This window comes from Aromatoleum aromaticum EbN1, assembly GCF_000025965.1.
GTDB lineage: Bacteria > Pseudomonadota > Gammaproteobacteria > Burkholderiales > Rhodocyclaceae > Aromatoleum > Aromatoleum aromaticum.
The window spans coordinates 3,830,925-3,846,634 of record NC_006513.1; the positions used below are offsets into that span (position 1 = coordinate 3,830,925).

Here is a 15,710-nt window from a genome sequence, read left to right on the forward strand (position 1 = left end):
CCAATATTGTTCCAGGCGCCCTGGCTTCACCCTGCGACAGCCGCGCCCTGCCGGCGCACCGCGTCGACGCCGCGGCGCGCGAGTTCGTCCGCGCGCTCGTTCTCGACATGGCCGGCATGCCCCCGGACCCACACCCACTGCACCTGATGACGGCTCGCGGCTTCGTCGAGCGCGCGCCACAGATCCTCGTTTTTCACCGGCGCCTTTGCCGCGGTCTTCCAGCCACGCGCCTTCCAGCCGTGGATCCACTCGGAGATGCCTTTCTGCACGTACTGGCTGTCGGTATGCACGCGCGCGACGACCGGGCGCTTGAGCAGTTCGAGTGCCCGGATCACCGCAAGCAGCTCCATGCGGTTGTTCGTCGTGTGCGGTTCGCCACCCCAGATTTCCTTCTCGTGAGCCCCCGAGCGCAGGATCGCGCCCCAGCCGCCGGGCCCCGGATTGCCGCTGCAGGCGCCGTCGGTGAATATTTCGATTTGATCGGTCATTTAGTCTTCTGTACTCCGCCCGTCACCTGGCGCCCGCGCTGGGCCACCGGCGAGAGCCGTTTCGCTGCGGCGCGACGATCGCGCCAGTTGGGGGTGATCAGGCGCATCCCCTGCACTCGCTTGATTCCCTGAATGATGTAGGTGCCCCCGAATATCGGCCACCAGCGGTCCCCCGCCTTGTCGATGAATCGCCAGCGTTCGAGCCATTTCCCGCTCGTGACCGCGGGCGCGTAGCAGCCGAAACTGCCGGACTGGGTTTCGAATCCGAGCAGCGCGAGCCAATCCTTCGTCCGGCGCACGGACAGGTACTGTCCACGCCACGGGAATGCGCCGTCGTCGCGTGCCAGCAGGCGGCGCACGCCCCACAGGCTGAGCGGGTTGAAGCCGCTGATGATGGCGTGGCCCTCGGGCACCAGCACGCGTTCGACCTCGCGCAGCACCTGATGAGGGTTCGGCGAAAACTCGAGCACGTGCGGCAGCAGCACCAGATCGAGCGTGGCGGTGGCGAACGGCAGCGCTTCCGCGTTGGACATCACTTCGGCCTCGCCCAGCCGCGCGCAACGGAAGCGAAACGGCATGCGGTTGCCGCGCAGGAACTCGTGCTCGGGGAGCCCGATCTGAACTGCGTTGTAGCCGAAAATATCGGCCACCAGGACGTCGAACCTGGCCGATTCCCACTGCAGCAGGTATTGTCCCTGCGGGGTTTCAAGCCAGTCCGACAGACTGAGGATGGACATGAACGATCAGCACTCAAAAATCGGCAGCATCGAAATTATCCCTCTCCCGGCGTTCCGGGATAACTACCTGTGGCTGCTGCGTTGCGGCCAGCTTGCAGCGGTCGTCGACCCCGGTGACGCGGCAGTCGTCGAAGACGGTCTCGCGGCGCAGGGACTCGACCTTTGCGCGATCCTGCTGACCCATCACCACGCGGATCACGTCGGGGGCGTCACCGAACTGATCGCAAGCCGCGACATCCCGGTGTTCGGCCCGGCTGCGGCCGACATCCAAGGCGTGAACAATCCGGTTGCCGAAGGCGACGAAGTCAGTCTCGACCGACTCGGCATCCGCTTTCGCGTGCTCGAAGTGCCCGGCCATACCGCAAGCCACATCGCCTATCTCGCGCCGGGCCTCCTGTTTCCCGGCGACACCCTCTTCAGCGCCGGCTGCGGGCGGCTGCTCGGCGGGACTGCCGCCCAACTTCACGCTTCGCTGCGCCGCCTCGCAGATCTGCCCGGCGACACCGCCGTGTATTGCACCCATGAGTATACGCTCGCCAACCTCGCGTTTGCGCGTGTCGCCGACCCCGGGAATCCCGAGCGGGACGAGTGGCTCGTCGAATGCGAGGCGCGGCGCGATGCGGGGCGCCCGACCCTGCCGACCACGATTGCACGCGAGCGGCGCGTGAACCCCTTCCTGCGCACGGGTGAACCGGCAGTGATGGGCGTGATCGCCGATCGCACCGGCGTGCGTCCACGCGATTCGCTCGAATGCTTCGCGGCCCTGAGGGCCTGGAAGGACGTTTTCTGAGGGCCCCAGGAAACGGCTTTGCCGTTTCCGCCCCCCGAGGGGGACAAGAAAACTTGGGGCGGCCCGGCGTTTTCTGAGGCGAAAAACCGCTGTCCGCGCCCCGTCATCGACACCGGTTTGACGCCCCCTCGCCCCTGCCCTAGAGTCCACCCTCTTTTTCCTCTCCCGGGGCGCCGGCTCGATGGCGATTCGTTTCGCAAGCCTCCTGTTTCTCGTGTTCCTGGGCATCGCTTCGGGGTCTGTCGTGGCATCCACGGATTCGGCGACGCCGACTCTCTCGCCGGAGCCGGGCACAACTACCCTTATGGTCGGCGATGACACCGCTCCGGACGGTCTGAAGATGCCTCGCGGACCAGTCCTCGAACTGACGGACCCTCCGCAGCGCGTGCTCACGCTCGACCTCACCCGTGACGCCAACGACATATGGGACCGCATTCGCCGCGGTTTCGGCATGCCGGACCTCGACAGCGAGCTGGTCGCCGAACAGCAGCTTTTTTACATCAACCGTCCGGGTTTCCTGAAAAAGGTTTTCGAGCGCGGCGGGCGCTATCTCTACCACATCGTCGACGAACTCGAACGCCGCGGCATGCCGACCGAGCTCGCGCTGCTGCCGATGGTCGAAAGCAGTTACAACCCGATGGCTTATTCGCCCTCGCACGCGGCGGGGCTGTGGCAGTTCATCCCCTCGACGGGGCGGAACTACAACCTCACGCAGGACGCGTGGGTCGACGAGCGGCGCGACGTGATCGCTTCCACCGCCGCGGCGCTCGACTACCTGCAAACGATCTATGACATGCATGGCGACTGGCATCTCGCGCTCGCCTCATACAACTGGGGCGAAGGTGCGGTCGGCCGCGCGATCCAGCGTAACCTGGATGACGGGCTTCCAGCCGAATACAGCCATCTGCGCATGCCTGGGGAAACGCGTAACTATGTCCCCAAGCTGCAGGCGCTGAAGAACATCGTCGCCCAGCCCGAGTTGTACCGCTTCGAACTTCCCTACGTGCCGAACAGCCCCCACTTCGTCACTATCGACACTCCCACGACGATCGAACTTGCGACCGCGGCCCGCCTTGCCGGAATGCCGCTCGACGAGTTCCTCGCCCTGAACCCCAGCCACAACCGTCCGGCAGTGACCGAAGGCAGTGCGCTTGTCGTGCCCGTCGATCGCGCCGAACAGTTCCAGCTGCGGCTCGCCGAACATCAGCGCAACGGGACGCAGTGGCGCACGTATGAATTGCAGCGGGGCGAGACGCTCGCCTCCGTGGCGCAGGCTTTCGGCCTGTCGCTGAACCAGCTCTACCAGATCAACCGGCTCGACGCGCGCAGCCGTGTCAGCGCCGGCTACTCGCTACTCGTCCCCGACGGCGTCGAGCCGGGCCATCCGTCCGGCGATGTGCTCGAAGAGGCCGGCTCCCCGGCGCACTCGATCGTCCCGCGGCTGACTGGCGGCAAGACCGTCAGGATGGATGCGAAGGGCACGGACAAGTCGACCGCGACGAAAGGCACGAAACCCGCGGCAAAGAAGGGAGTCAAGCGCCGAGCCGACAAAGGCGCTGGAACTTCTGCGAAGAAAACTCCAAGCGTGCCGGCGGCGAAAAAGATGAGCGGCGGAGCTGCGAAACCGACTTCGGGCAAGAAGCAGCCGCAAAAAAACCAGCGCTGAGAAGAGAGCGCAGAGCGGATAAATCGTTCGCCCACAACAGGGCATCCCGGGCGGAAAAGGCAAATGCCGGGGCCTTGGAAGCCCGAAACCCTCTGCTGCGGTCGCATTCAGCGCGGCCAGTGGCAGCGGACGATCTGGCCCCCGCCGCGGGCGGTCTCACCCGGATACTGTCTCCGGCAGATGTCCGTCGCATGAGGGCAGCGCGGATGGAAATGACAGCCGGCGGGCGGATCGAGCGGCGACGGCAGGTCGTCGCCCGGCGGGGCCGACCGGACGCCAGGCACTTCGTCATCGACGCGCAGTACCGCCGCGAGCAAGGCCCGGGTATACGGATGTGCAGGCGCGGCGAGCACGCGTTCGACCGGGCCACGCTCGACGATTCGGCCGAGGTACATCACCGCCACGTCGTGCGCGAGCCAGCTCACGACTCCCAGGTTATGAGTGATGAAAAGATACGCGAGACCGAACTCGCCCTGCAGCTCGCGCATCAGGTTGAGGATCTGGGCCTGCACCGACACATCCAGCGCGCTCGTCGGCTCGTCGCAGACGAGCAGCCGCGGTGACACCGCGAGCGCACGGGCAATCGCGATGCGCTGGCGCTGGCCGCCGGAAAACTCGTGCGGATAGCGCAGCTTCATCGCTGGCGTGAGTCCGACCCGCTGCAGCAGGTCGTCGATGCGCTGCGCCCGCACCTGTCGGTCAGGCTCGACGCCGAGCGCGAGCATGCCTTCTTCTATGATCTGGCCGACACGCATGCGCGGGTTCAGCGACGCGAATGGATCCTGGAATACCATCTGGAACGAACGGCGCAATGGTCGCAGTGCCGTGCGCGACAGCCCGGTGATCGGCGAGCCGTCGAGAAAAACCTCGCCGGCGCTCGGCGCGACGAGCTGCAGGATCGCCTTGCCGGCCGTCGTCTTGCCGCAGCCGGACTCGCCGACCAGCGCCAGCGTTCGGCCCGCGGCCAGCGTCAGGCTGACCCCGTCGACCGCCTTGATGCTTCCCACTTGGCGTCGCAAAAGGCCTTTTCGCACCGGAAAATGCACTTTCAGATCGCGCACGTCGAGCAGCGGCGCCTGCGCGGTGCGCCGCGCGGTGTCGGAGAACGCCTCGGCTGCCGGCATCGCTGCGTCTGCCGCAAACCGGCCAGCCGAATAAAGATGACAGCGCACCGCCTGCCCGTCCCGCCTCTCCCAGACCGGCGCTTCGCGGCGGCACACGTCGAAAGCCTCGGGACAGCGGTCGGCAAAACGGCAGCCGACGAAGTCGCGGTCGAGCGTCGGGACGTTGCCGCCGAGCGCCGCGAGCGGACGCTGACGCTGCGCGTCGGTCGGCAGCGCCGCGAACAGCTTGCGCGAATACGGGTGCAACGGGCGGCGGAAAAAATCGCTGCGATTTCCCGTTTCGACCAGTTCGCCTGCATACATCACGCCGATTCGCTGCGCCATCCGCGCCACCACGCCCAGGTCATGCGTGATCAACAGCATTCCCATGCCGCGCTCGGCCTGCAGGCGGGCGAGGAGATCGAGCACCTGCGCCTGGATCGTGACGTCGAGCGCCGTGGTCGGCTCGTCGGCGACGAGGAGCTCCGGCTCGCCGGCGAGCGCGATCGCGATCATGACCCGCTGCTTCATACCGCCCGAGAACTGGAAAGGATAGTCGTCGAGGCGCCGTCCCGCGTCCGGGATCCCGACTGATTCAAGCAGCCGGCGCGCTTCGGCGCGCGCGGATGCACCATCGAGGCCGCGATGGTGCGCGAGCACCTCACCGATCTGGCTCATGACCGTCATCACGGGGTTGAGGCTCGTCGAAGGCTCCTGGAAGATCATTGCGATCTGCCCGCCGCGCACTTCGCGCATGCGCGCCTCGGTCAGGCGCAGCAGGTCGCGCCCGGCAAAGCGTACCTCGCCGCTCGCGATGCGCCCGCCGTCGGGTAGCAGGCGCAGCAGCGCCAGCGCCGTCATCGACTTGCCGCAGCCCGATTCACCCAGCAGCGCGAAGGTCTCGCCGCCCGTGATCGAGAACCCCACGCCGTCGACCGGCCGTACCGGATTTTCGTCCGGCCCGATCAGCACGCGCAGCCCGCTCACCTCCAGCAGCGGGCCCTGCAGCTCGCACGGGGGTTCGCCAGCAGGGCAGCCGGTTTTCTCGATCGTTTCGGTCATCGTCACAGGATAACGGAGCAGACAGGAAAAGGGCCGCTTGCGCGGCCCCCTTCGTGCAGGATCGGCCGATCCTCAGTGGTGGTGCCCGCCGGCCCCGTGAACGTGACCGTGAGAGAGTTCTTCGGCGGTTGCCGGGCGCACTCCCGCGACGGTGACATCGAACACGAGAGCCGTGCCGGCGAGCGGGTGATTGCCGTCGACGACGACCTTGCCTTCGGCGATGTCGGTGATGTCGGTGATGCGGTAGATCATCTCCTCTTCGCCGTCGTCGCTGACGCGTTCGAACGACATCCCGACCTCGATGTTGTCGGGGAACTGGCCCACTTCCTCGACCAGCACCAGTTCTTCGTCGTAGTCGCCAAAAGCGTCTTCGGGCTGCAGCTTGATCTTGAGCTGGTCGCCGACCTTCTTGCCGTGCAGCGCTTCTTCCAGCGCCGGGAAGATGCCGTCGTAGCCGCCGTGGAGGTAGACCAGCGGTTGCTGACCGTCGTCGATCATGTTGCCGTCGGGATCGACGACGGTGTAGTTAAGCGTTACCACGCTGTTCTTGACGATTTCCATGTGCATTCTCTGTTTGCAGTTTCCTGACCAGTTCGAAAACCCCCGCCACGTGGCCGCGGGGTGAAACGTCGTGGAGCATGTGGCGAATGACGCCTTCCTTGTCGATGACGAAAGTCGTCCGCACCACCCCCATCTTCTTCACACCGTCGACTTCCCTCGGCTGCCACACGTGGTAGAGCCGGCAGACCTCCCTCTCGACGTCCGAAAGCAGGCGTACCGACAACCCGTGCTGGTCGCGAAACTCGGCGTGGGTCAGGCAATCGTCGGGACTCACACCGACCACGATGCAGTCGTGACGGGCGAAATCTTCTTCGTGATCGCTGAAGTCAGCCGCCTGGCGCGTGCATCCCGGAGTGTTGTCGCGCGGATAAAAATAGAGGACCACATGATGTCTGCCGCGTTCCGCGGCGAGATCGAAAACCTCCATCTCCGCATCCGGCAATGAAAACGCTGGCGCCATCTCACCGATCTGCAGCATGTGATCCCCCTGACGTGCGAAAGATTCTAACGGAGAGCCGAAGCGAACTCTACCGGTAACCGGGGCAGATCGCAGCGTCACGAGAAAGCCTTTTCACCGGGCGCTGCGACGCCAGGTCGCGGGCGGCAGTCCGACCAGGCGCTTGAAGGCACGCGAAAACGCGGCTTCCGATTCGTAGCCGACATCGAGCGCGATCGAGGCAACGGTTCGGCTGGTCTCGCGCAACAGGCGCGAACCCACCTGGATGCGCCAGTTCGCGAGGTAGTGCATCGGCGGTTCGCCGAGGAACTGCACGAACCGCTCGTGCAGCGCCGAGCGGGACAGCCCGACTTGCTGGCCGAGTTCCTCGATCGTCCACGGGCGCTCGGGGTATTCATGCAGGAGAGCAAGCGCGCGGCCGACATAGCGGTCGCGCAGGCCCGCCAACCAGCCGGATCGGCGAACTGTTCCGCGTGATCGGCGCCCACGTACCGCCCCCGGCCGGCCTGCGCTCGCCGTTGCGGTGGGGCGATGAACCGTATCTCGTCGAGTTGTTCGGCCCCCACGCCGCCGACATCCGCTGCGCGCGCCGGTCGTTCAACTTCCGCTTCCGCTCCGCGGCCCACTGGATCGAGGTCTTCCGCACCTACTACGGACCGACGCACAAGGCCTTCGCGGCGCTGGACGGCGACGGGCAGGCGCAGCTTCACGCCGACCTGTTGCAACTGCTCGAATCCCGCAATACGGCGGGGCCGGATTCGCTGGTGATTCCCGGTGAATACCTCGAAGTGGTGGTCACGCGGCAGTAGCGCAGCGGCGTAAAACACACCCGTCCCGTGTTTTTTCCCGGTGCCCGGCGCGACACGCGCCGGCCCTCCGAGCCATGACAAGTGACGGGCCGAGGACCGGGCCGAAGCAGCGAGACGGCAACAAGCGGAAAACGAAACGGAACGGATTCAATGGCTCTTGTGATCGATCCTTTCCCGGCTGCGCAGGAAGTCCACAACCTGCTCGGGGGGCAGCGGGCGGCTGATCAGGTAGCCCTGCAGCTCGTTGCACTTGAACAGGCGCAGGAACTTCGCCTGCTCCTCCTCCTCGACACCTTCGGCGATCACCTTGAGATCCAGCGAATGGGCGAGCGAGATGATCGTTGCCACGATCGTCATGCTCTCGGGCGTCGTCGCCATCGTCTCGATGAACGACTTGTCGATCTTCAGGGCGCCGACCGGCAGCTTCGCCAGGTAGCCCAGCGACGAGTACCCGGTGCCGAAATCGTCGATCGCGATGTCTCCGCCCATGAGCCGGATCTCGCTCAGCTTGGCGATATTTTCCTGCATCTCCGTCATCACCATGCTCTCGGTGATCTCGAGATCGACATGCCGCGCGTCGCCATTGGCTTCCTCGATCGCGCAGCGCACGGATTCGACGAAGTTCTTCTGCTGCAACTGGATCGCGGACACGTTGACGGCAATGCGGGGCGGATCGATCCCCGTTGCCCGCCAATCATGCGCGTCGGCGAGCGCCCGTCGGATCGCCCATAGCCCCACCTGCAGGATCATCCCGGTCTCTTCGAGGATCGGAATGAACTTGTCCGGCTGCACCAGGCCGACCGTCGGGTCGTTCCACCGCATCAGGGCTTCGAGTCCGGTGACGAGGCCGGTTGCCCCGGACACTTTCGGCTGGTAATAGAGCACGAATTCGTCGCGCTCCAGGGCCTGGCGCAGGCGGTTTTCGAGCATCAGCGATTCGGCCACGCGGGCGTTCATTTCCGGCCCGTAGAACAGGTAATTCATCCCCGAGCCCTTGGCCTTGCGCAACGCCGCCTCGGCATTCCTGAGCACGGTATCGGCATCCTGGTCTTCGCCGGTCGAGACCGCGATCCCAGCCGAGGCCGCCACGCGCAATTCGTTCTCGCCGACGACGATCGATCTGTTGAACACATCGGCGGCGAGCTCTTCGATCAGGTGCGCGATTTCGGTGACCTGCCGGTTGTCGCTGAGGATGCCGGCGAAGTGGTCGACAGCGATGCGGGCGACGTCCATTGGATTGGACCAGGCTGCGCTCAGCCGCTGCCCGACCTCGCGCAACACCCCGTCGCCAACCTGTCGGCCAAAGGTTTCATTGATGTTGCGGAAGCGATGAATGTTCCATACCACGACGGCGACGCGCTCGCCCGGGTGCTGCCGAACGCTTTGCAGCGCCTGGGCCAGGTGTTCGAGCAGATGGGCGCGATTCGGCATGCCGGTGAGGAGATCGTGGTACGCGACGAACGCGAGACGATCCTTCTTCGCGATGAATTCGAGCGCGAACGACACGTCGCCGGCAAGCTCACCGAGGAGCTGCAGTTCGTCGCCGGCGAAAAAGCCGGGCTCCGGGGCATAAAGCACCAGCACCGCCGCGACCTTCCCTTCGGAAAAAAGCGGCAGCGCGATTTTCGAGTGGTATCCGTAGCGCTGCGCTTCGGACAATCCTGTCATGCTCGCACCTGATGCCGGTATGTCGTTGATGAACACCGGAACCCCGCTGCGCACCGCCTCTCCGACCGGATCGCGGATTTCTCCCGCAGTGGAGGCGGCGAGTTCCCGGGCCGCCACCGCGTCGTCACCTCCGGCCCACGCCACGAGAGTGACCTGCATCGTCGCCGGGTCGAGTTCGCCGATCCACGCGATGCCGAACTCCCCCGCGTCAACGGCGATGCGGCAAGCCTCGTCGAACAGCGCATCGCGACTGTGTATGCGCACGATCACGGAGTTGATGCCGCTCAGGACGGCATACACGCGCGTGAGGCGGCGAATGCGCTGTTGCTGCTCGCTGCGTTCGAGAAACTGCCCGATCTGGCCGCCCAGCGAAGCCAGCGTATCGGTCAGCCGCGAATCTTCATCCTGATATTCGCGACTGAAGACCTCGAGCACGCCCGCGACCTCCCCGCGCACGACGATTGGAAACGCGCCTCCAGAGTGCAGCCCTGCGTCGAGTGCCTCGAGGGTCCAGGAGCAACCGGGATTCGGTTCGATTCGCGAACGCCACAGTGGCTGGCGCGACGACCAGACGTTGCCGGGAGCCCCCCGGTCCGGTTCGAGCACCATCCGGCATGTCTTCGCCACCCATTCGCCGCACAGTTCCGTCGGCTGGCACCACGCTCCGAGGCAGCGCAGCACCCCTCCGGGCTCATCCACCTGCCACAACGCACCCGATGCGAAATCCAGCTTTGCGCAGATTGCCTGCAATACCTTCAGCGCGACTTCGTCAAAGCTCACCGCTTCCCCGAGGATGCGGGCCACCTCGTATTGCGTGCTCAAATGCCGCTGTGCCCGTTCGCGGGCGACGATCTCCACTTCGAGTTCCAGGGCGTGCCCGCTTACCTGCCGGTACAGGCTGCCGTTTTCATAGATGCGCCCGACCTGCGCCGCGAGGATGCGCAGCAATTTCTCGTCGTCCGCGGTGAAACCGCCCTCCCCCTGTTTGTTGCCGAGGCATAGCCAGCCGTAAACCTTGGTCAGCGACGTGAGCGGTGCGGCGAGGACGGAACGCAGGAGCGGATACCCTGGGGGCAGGCCGGTTTCGACACCCCGCTCGACGGGAAATTCGCAGCGCTCGGCCTGTTGCTCGCGATAGACCCTGCCGAGCAGGCCCTCCTCGAGTTGCACCGCTCCCATCGTCGCGACGACTTCCGGCGCAAGGCCGCAATGAACGGTGTACGCCACCTCTTCGCTGTCCGTACAGCGTGCAACGAGGCTGCCGTAGTCTGCGCCGATGAGCTGACGGGCCCGCCTGCAGACGTGATCGAGCAACTGGGCCAGGTCGCGCTGCGACGCGAGTTGCAGATTGAGCTCGATAAGCGCTTCGAGCTTGGCGCTGGCCGTCTGCAGCTCCGCGACTTTCTCGGCGAGCTTGCCGGTCATCAGCTGCAGGTGCTGACGGTCGAACTCGGGCTCCGGGAGGGTCGCGACCGGCGCACTCGCCGATTGCTCGAGCGCCTTCGTCACGACCCGGATGATCTCTTCGGGATCGGACGGCTTGATCAGGATATCAACGACGCCGCACGCGTTGGCGAGCCGTTGCGCGTCATCCTCGAGATAGTAGGCGGTGTAGAAGATCACCGGCGTCGCGCTGATCGCCGCATCGGCGCGCAGTTGCCGCACGAATTCGTAGCCATCGACCTGCGGCATCAGAATGTCGCAAATCACCAGCGCCGGCTTTTCCTTGCGCACCAGCCGAAGCGCCTCCTCACCGTCCGCTGCCTCGATGACATGATGATTCAGGGCCTTGAGAATCGTCGCCAGCAGCTCCCGGTTGTCAGGCATGTCATCGACGACGGCGATAGTAGCCATGTTCAGGTACCGTCCGCCAATCACCGGCCGCCGTGCTGCTGGCGCAGCGACGGCGGCAGATATTGTTCGATCAATGCGACGAACTCTTCCGGTTCGATCGGTTTCGACAGATAACCGTCGAACCCCGCGGCAAGCACCTGCTCGCGGTCTCCGATCATCGAAAATGCGGTGACTGCGACGACCGGGATCGCCGCCAGCGCGGGCTCGCGCTTGAGCTCCCGCACCACTTCATAGCCGTTCTTCTTCGGCATCTGGAGATCGCAGATGATCAGATCCGGCGGGTGGCGGCGCGCCAGCTCGAGCGCTGCCTCCCCGTCCTCGGCGGAAAGGATGTCGTAGCCGTTTGCCGAGAGAAGGTAGCGCAGCAGTTCCAGGCTGGCAGGATGATCTTCCGCGATCAGTATTCGTGCGGCCACTTTCAGGGCTCCGGCAAAATCAGAGTGAAGACGCTGCCTGTACCCAGCGTGCTCGTACAGCTCAGCTCGCCCCCTAGCAACACAGCGAGCTTGCGACTCAGATGCAGCCCGAGACCGGTGCCTTCCACTCCCTTCATCCGCGACGCATGTCCCTGGACGAAGGCTTCGAACAACGAGGAAAGCTCCTCCTCTCCGATTCCCGGTCCGGTGTCGCTGACCGACAGCGCGAGCCTGCGTTTTTTGCCCGCTTCTTCGAGCACCAGGTCGATCCGGACGCTGCCATGCAGGGTGAACTTTATGGCATTGCCGACGAGGTTGATGATGATCTGACTCAGGGCGCGTCGATCGGTTTCGAAAACGATCGGGTCCGACTGCGTCGCGAGGATCAGTTCGAGCCCCTTCGACAGCGCCTGCGGACGCAACGAGGCAGCGATTTCGCCGACCAATGCGCCGCAGTCGATCGGCTCGAAATTGAGTTCGATCTTGCCGGCCTCGATCTTCGCGAGATTCAACAGGTCGTTGATCAGGGCGAGCAGGTGACGGGCGTTGTTGCGGACGATCTCCAGCTGGCGTGTCTGTTCGGGATTGAGCTCGCCCGGCAGCTTCATCAGCAGCGTGCCGGTGAAGCCGATGACTGCATTGAGCGGCGTGCGCAGCTCATGGCTCATGCTCGCAAGGAAGTGATCTTTTGCGCGGTTGGCGGCGAGCAGTTCGAGATTCTTTTCCTGCAGCGCCTGCTCGAAACCCCGGCGCTCGCTGACGTCCCGGATCGCGCTCATGACGACCGGCGTTTCCTCGGTCTTCAGCGGACTCAGGCTGATCTCGACGGGAAACTCCGTTCCGTCCTTGCGCAAGCCGTACAGCTCCAGCCCGGCACCCATCGCCCGCGTACGGGGAGTCGAGAAATAATGCGAACGGTGACCTTTGTGCGCGCTGCGGAAACGCTGCGGCAGCAGGTCCTCGATCGGGCGCGCACGCAGTTCGTCGCGATCGTAGCCGAACAGCCACTCGGCCTGCCTGTTCGCGATCAGGATGTGACCGGTGGGATTGACGATGACGATGCCGTCGGGCATCGAGTCGAGCAGTTCCCGGAACTTCGATTCGAGCGACTTGCTGTCGCGCTGCACTTTCAGCTGCGTGACGTCCTTTTCCGAAAACAGCAGGTACAGTTCCCCCGCCCCCTGCCCGACCTTGCCTGAAATGACGACGTAAATCAGCGTGCCGTCGTTGCGCCGGCGCAAGGCCTCGAACGTGCCGCGTCCGCATTCAGTCGTTTCGGCGATGAAATGGTCCTGCTCCGCTTCGCTGCCCGGCACTGTCACGAGCTCGTGGATCCTCGCGCCCACGGCCTCGGAGCGCGAGTAACCGAACATCCGCTCGGCCCCGTCGTTCCACTCCAGCACCTTGCCGGCGTGATCGAGCATCATCAGCGCATCGGGGTCATCCGCGATCCATCTGTAATCGACCTGGTCGGGCATTGCTCCCTCCGGAAGGTGGCACGCCGGCCGCGGGGGAACCTCCCTCTGGAAAGCGAACCACGGCCGCGGTGCACAGCTTATTCAATAACCAGTAGAAACGGGATGTCGGACCGTAACAAATCGCCTTCCCGCCGACCGAGACGACGCGCGAAGGATCGTGTCAGCCTTCGAGCTCGCGAGCGCGGTCGATCGCCTCCTCGATGCGATCGACCGCTATCACCTGCATGTCGCCGAGCGCCTGGCGCGGAGCGTTGGCCTTGGGGATGATCGCGGTGGTGAAGCCGAGCTTCGCCGCTTCCCGGAGCCGCTCCTGGCCGCGCGGCGCCGGGCGGATTTCGCCCGCCAGCCCGACTTCGCCGAACACCACCAGCTCGCGTGGCAGCGGGCGGTTGCGCAGCGACGACACGATCGCCAGCAGCACTGCGAGATCCGCGGCAGGCTCGGCGATTTTCACCCCCCCGACGGCATTGACGAACACGTCCTGATCGAAGCACACGACCGCGGCGTGCCGGTGCAGCACGGCCAGGAGCATAGCCAGCCGGTTCTGTTCGAGTCCGACCGACAGCCGTCGCGGATTCGGGCTGTGCGTCCCATCGACGAGCGCCTGGATCTCGACGAGCAGCGGACGCGTGCCTTCCTGCGTGACCAGCACGCAGCTGCCCGACACCTGCTGGCTGTGCTGCGACAGGAAAAGCGCCGACGGATTGCTGACGCCGCGCAACCCGCGCTCGGTCATCGCGAACACGCCGAGTTCATTGACCGCGCCGAAGCGGTTCTTGAACGCGCGCACCAGCCGGAAGCTCGAATGGGTGTCGCCTTCGAAGTACAGCACGGTGTCCACCATGTGCTCGAGCACGCGCGGACCGGCCAGCGTGCCGTCCTTCGTCACATGGCCGACCATGATCATGCAGGTACCGCTCTGCTTCGCGTAGCGGGTCAGCTGCGCGGCACATTCGCGCACCTGCGCGACCGAGCCGGGCGCCGACTGGAGCACTTCGGAATACACTGTCTGGATCGAGTCGATCACCACGATGCGCGGGCGTTCGTCGCGGAGCATCGCCAGGATCCGTTCCAGGTTGATCTCCGCGAGCAGCTGCAGCCCGGCGGGATCGAGCTGCAGGCGCTGCGCCCGCAGCGCCACCTGTTCGCCCGACTCCTCGCCGCTCACGTAGATCGCCTTGTGCCGGCCGGCCAGCACCGACAGTGCCTGCAGCAGCAGCGTCGATTTGCCGATGCCCGGGTCGCCGCCGATCAGCACGACGCCGCCCGCGACCAGCCCGCCACCCAGCACCCGGTCGAACTCGTCGATCCCGGTGGGGGTGCGGGGCTCTTCGCGCGGCTCGAGTTCGGCCAGCGTCTGCAGCTGGGCAGTGCTGCCCGCCAGCGCCGCGAACCGGCTACCACCACCGGCTTCGGCCACCGCTTCGACGAGCGTGTTCCACGCCTTGCACTGCGGGCATTGCCCCTGCCAGCGCGGCGCCTGCGCGCCGCATTCGGTGCAGCTGAAAACCGTCTTCGCTTTCGCCATCACTCGCGTTCCGGCAAGGCTGCGGCCATCACGGAGAGCTCCGCGACGGCGTGTTCCGCAAACGTCGTGATGAGGCTCGAGCGGAACTTGTCCTTCGGGATGATCACTTCGAGCGGGGTGTACTGCTTCGGTTCGAGCGGCACGGAAACCAGCCGCTCTTCCCGGATGTCGCGCTGAATCGCGGCGAACGACGCGATCGCAAAGCCGATGCCTTCGCCAACCAGATATTTGACGGTCGCAAGGCTGCCGAGCTCGGCACAGACATTGACTTCGTCGATGCCGATTCCGGCCGCGGCGAAGAACTGCTCGGCCAGTTCGCGGATCGCGTTGCCCGGATCGCGCGTGATGAAAGCATGGTCGAGCAGATCGTGCGCGGTGAGCCGCGACTTCGACGCGAGCGGATGTCCCGGGCGGCAGATGACGAGCAATTCGTCGCGCGCGGCGGTAAAACGTTCGATCGCCGGCTGTTCCGACACGATCTCGATCAACCCGAGATCGAGCTCCCGCGCCGCGACCCGGTCCTCGGTGAGCTGCGAATTGCCCACCACGACCCGTGGGATCACGCGCGGATATTTATGCTTGAAGCGCTCGAGCAGCTTCGGCAGCCAGTAGGCGGCGATCGTCGTGCTGGTGCCGATGCTCAGCGTTCCGCCCAGTTCGTCAGTCAGCTCCGACACACGCGATTCCAGCTCCTCCGACAGGTCGAGGATCCGGTCGGCATAGGCGAGCACGACTTCGCCGGCCGGCGTAAGGGAGACCTTGCCGTGCCCGCGCTCCAGCAATCGGGTGTTGAAGTGTTCCTCGAGTTGCTTGATCTGGAACGTGACCGCCGGCTGGGTCATGAAAAGATGTTCGGCTGCGCGGGTAAAGGAACCGTGCTTGGCCACCGCGCTGAATACCTGCAGCCTGCGATCTGCCATCCCCGCCTCTCCATAAATCATGTTTATATGCTGTATTAAACCATATGCCGTGGCTACGGTGGCTACTGCCCGGTCTGGGCCGATCTCCGACCGGGGCAAGCCTTGTTTCGAATCAAAACAATTCAGCCCTGTCGTGATATAAACCGCCCTTTACTCACGTGACGGCGCCTCCC

At 65.1% G+C, this 15,710-nt stretch carries 14 protein-coding genes; 3 read left to right on the forward strand and 11 right to left on the reverse strand.

Features of this window, described 5'->3' with window-relative positions:
• Positions 1-26 precede the first annotated feature (26 nt).
• Both rnhA and EBN1_RS18310 read right to left on the reverse strand, forming a co-directional pair.
• Entirely contained in the window at positions 27-488 is a 462-nt protein-coding gene (rnhA, locus tag EBN1_RS18305) for a ribonuclease HI (protein ID WP_011239471.1), read from the reverse strand.
• Positions 485-1,225 carry a class I SAM-dependent methyltransferase gene (locus tag EBN1_RS18310; protein ID WP_011239472.1) on the reverse strand — a complete coding sequence of 247 codons (741 nt, stop codon included), beginning with the start codon at positions 1,223-1,225 and terminating at the stop codon, positions 485-487. Before EBN1_RS18310 ends, rnhA begins: the two co-directional genes overlap by 4 nt.
• Between EBN1_RS18310 and gloB the strand changes: the two genes are divergently transcribed.
• Together gloB and EBN1_RS18320 are read left to right on the forward strand one after the other, a co-directional pair.
• Positions 1,224-2,015, forward strand: coding sequence for a hydroxyacylglutathione hydrolase (gloB, locus tag EBN1_RS18315; RefSeq protein ID WP_011239473.1), 792 nt, complete (start codon positions 1,224-1,226; stop codon positions 2,013-2,015). The genes EBN1_RS18310 and gloB overlap by 2 nt on opposite strands.
• Before the next feature lie 181 nt (positions 2,016-2,196).
• On the forward strand, positions 2,197-3,681 hold the full coding sequence (locus tag EBN1_RS18320; protein WP_011239474.1) for a transglycosylase SLT domain-containing protein: 1,485 nt from the start codon (positions 2,197-2,199) through the stop codon (positions 3,679-3,681).
• Positions 3,682-3,788: 107 nt separating this feature from the next.
• Here the strand turns inward: EBN1_RS18320 and EBN1_RS18325 are convergent, their stop codons facing one another.
• From EBN1_RS18325 to EBN1_RS18340, 4 genes are all read right to left on the reverse strand, one after another.
• Entirely contained in the window at positions 3,789-5,846 is a 2,058-nt protein-coding gene (locus tag EBN1_RS18325; protein ID WP_041647640.1) for an ABC transporter ATP-binding protein, read from the reverse strand.
• A gap of 72 nt (positions 5,847-5,918) precedes the next feature.
• A complete protein-coding gene (locus EBN1_RS18330) occupies positions 5,919-6,413 on the reverse strand; it encodes an FKBP-type peptidyl-prolyl cis-trans isomerase (protein ID WP_083782995.1) in 495 nt (164 codons plus the stop codon).
• Positions 6,373-6,885, reverse strand: a complete 513-nt coding sequence (locus EBN1_RS18335) for a peroxiredoxin (RefSeq protein WP_011239477.1) — start codon at positions 6,883-6,885, stop codon at positions 6,373-6,375. Before EBN1_RS18335 ends, EBN1_RS18330 begins: the two co-directional genes overlap by 41 nt.
• Positions 6,886-6,978: 93 nt before the next feature.
• Positions 6,979-7,311: a helix-turn-helix transcriptional regulator gene (locus EBN1_RS18340; protein ID WP_041646581.1), complete on the reverse strand. Its 333-nt coding sequence runs from the start codon at positions 7,309-7,311 to the stop codon at positions 6,979-6,981.
• 26 nt (positions 7,312-7,337) lie between these two features.
• On the opposite strand from EBN1_RS18340, the gene EBN1_RS18345 reads away from it, so the two are divergent.
• A complete protein-coding gene (locus EBN1_RS18345) occupies positions 7,338-7,673 on the forward strand; it encodes a hypothetical protein (protein WP_241762765.1) in 336 nt (111 codons plus the stop codon).
• A gap of 147 nt (positions 7,674-7,820) precedes the next feature.
• Here the strand turns inward: EBN1_RS18345 and EBN1_RS18350 are convergent, their stop codons facing one another.
• The 5 genes from EBN1_RS18350 to EBN1_RS18370 all read right to left on the reverse strand — a co-directional run bounded on the left by EBN1_RS18350 (position 7,821) and on the right by EBN1_RS18370 (position 15,537).
• Positions 7,821-11,219, reverse strand: coding sequence for an EAL domain-containing protein (locus EBN1_RS18350; RefSeq protein ID WP_241762766.1), 3,399 nt, complete (start codon positions 11,217-11,219; stop codon positions 7,821-7,823).
• The gene (locus EBN1_RS18355; RefSeq protein WP_011239480.1) at positions 11,216-11,611 is read right to left on the reverse strand and encodes a response regulator; all 396 of its coding nucleotides are present in this window, start codon (positions 11,609-11,611) and stop codon (positions 11,216-11,218) included. Before EBN1_RS18355 ends, EBN1_RS18350 begins: the two co-directional genes overlap by 4 nt.
• Positions 11,612-11,613: 2 nt before the next feature.
• On the reverse strand, positions 11,614-13,089 hold the full coding sequence (locus tag EBN1_RS18360; RefSeq protein WP_011239481.1) for a PAS domain-containing sensor histidine kinase: 1,476 nt from the start codon (positions 13,087-13,089) through the stop codon (positions 11,614-11,616).
• A 160-nt stretch (positions 13,090-13,249) separates the two neighbouring features.
• Positions 13,250-14,617 carry a DNA repair protein RadA gene (gene radA, locus EBN1_RS18365; protein WP_011239482.1) on the reverse strand — a complete coding sequence of 456 codons (1,368 nt, stop codon included), beginning with the start codon at positions 14,615-14,617 and terminating at the stop codon, positions 13,250-13,252.
• Positions 14,617-15,537, reverse strand: a complete 921-nt coding sequence (locus EBN1_RS18370; RefSeq protein ID WP_011239483.1) for a LysR family transcriptional regulator — start codon at positions 15,535-15,537, stop codon at positions 14,617-14,619. The genes radA and EBN1_RS18370 overlap by 1 nt, the downstream gene beginning before the upstream one ends.
• Positions 15,538-15,710 lie beyond the last annotated feature (173 nt).

Excerpts from the sequence above, each read along its gene's own strand:
- rnhA (WP_011239471.1), bottom strand. The coding sequence starts at position 488 with ATGACCGATCAAATCGAAATATTCACCGACGGCGCCTGCAGCGGCAAT.
- EBN1_RS18360 (WP_011239481.1), bottom strand. The coding sequence starts at position 13,089 with ATGCCCGACCAGGTCGATTACAGATGGATCGCGGATGACCCCGATGCG.
- EBN1_RS18325 (WP_041647640.1), bottom strand. The coding sequence starts at position 5,846 with ATGACCGAAACGATCGAGAAAACCGGCTGCCCTGCTGGCGAACCCCCG.
- EBN1_RS18310 (WP_011239472.1), bottom strand. The coding sequence starts at position 1,225 with ATGTCCATCCTCAGTCTGTCGGACTGGCTTGAAACCCCGCAGGGACAA.
- radA (WP_011239482.1), bottom strand. The coding sequence starts at position 14,617 with ATGGCGAAAGCGAAGACGGTTTTCAGCTGCACCGAATGCGGCGCGCAG.
- EBN1_RS18370 (WP_011239483.1), bottom strand. The coding sequence starts at position 15,537 with ATGGCAGATCGCAGGCTGCAGGTATTCAGCGCGGTGGCCAAGCACGGT.
- EBN1_RS18320 (WP_011239474.1), top strand. The coding sequence starts at position 2,197 with ATGGCGATTCGTTTCGCAAGCCTCCTGTTTCTCGTGTTCCTGGGCATC.
- EBN1_RS18335 (WP_011239477.1), bottom strand. The coding sequence starts at position 6,885 with ATGCTGCAGATCGGTGAGATGGCGCCAGCGTTTTCATTGCCGGATGCG.
- gloB (WP_011239473.1), top strand. The coding sequence starts at position 1,224 with ATGAACGATCAGCACTCAAAAATCGGCAGCATCGAAATTATCCCTCTC.
- EBN1_RS18330 (WP_083782995.1), bottom strand. The coding sequence starts at position 6,413 with ATGCACATGGAAATCGTCAAGAACAGCGTGGTAACGCTTAACTACACC.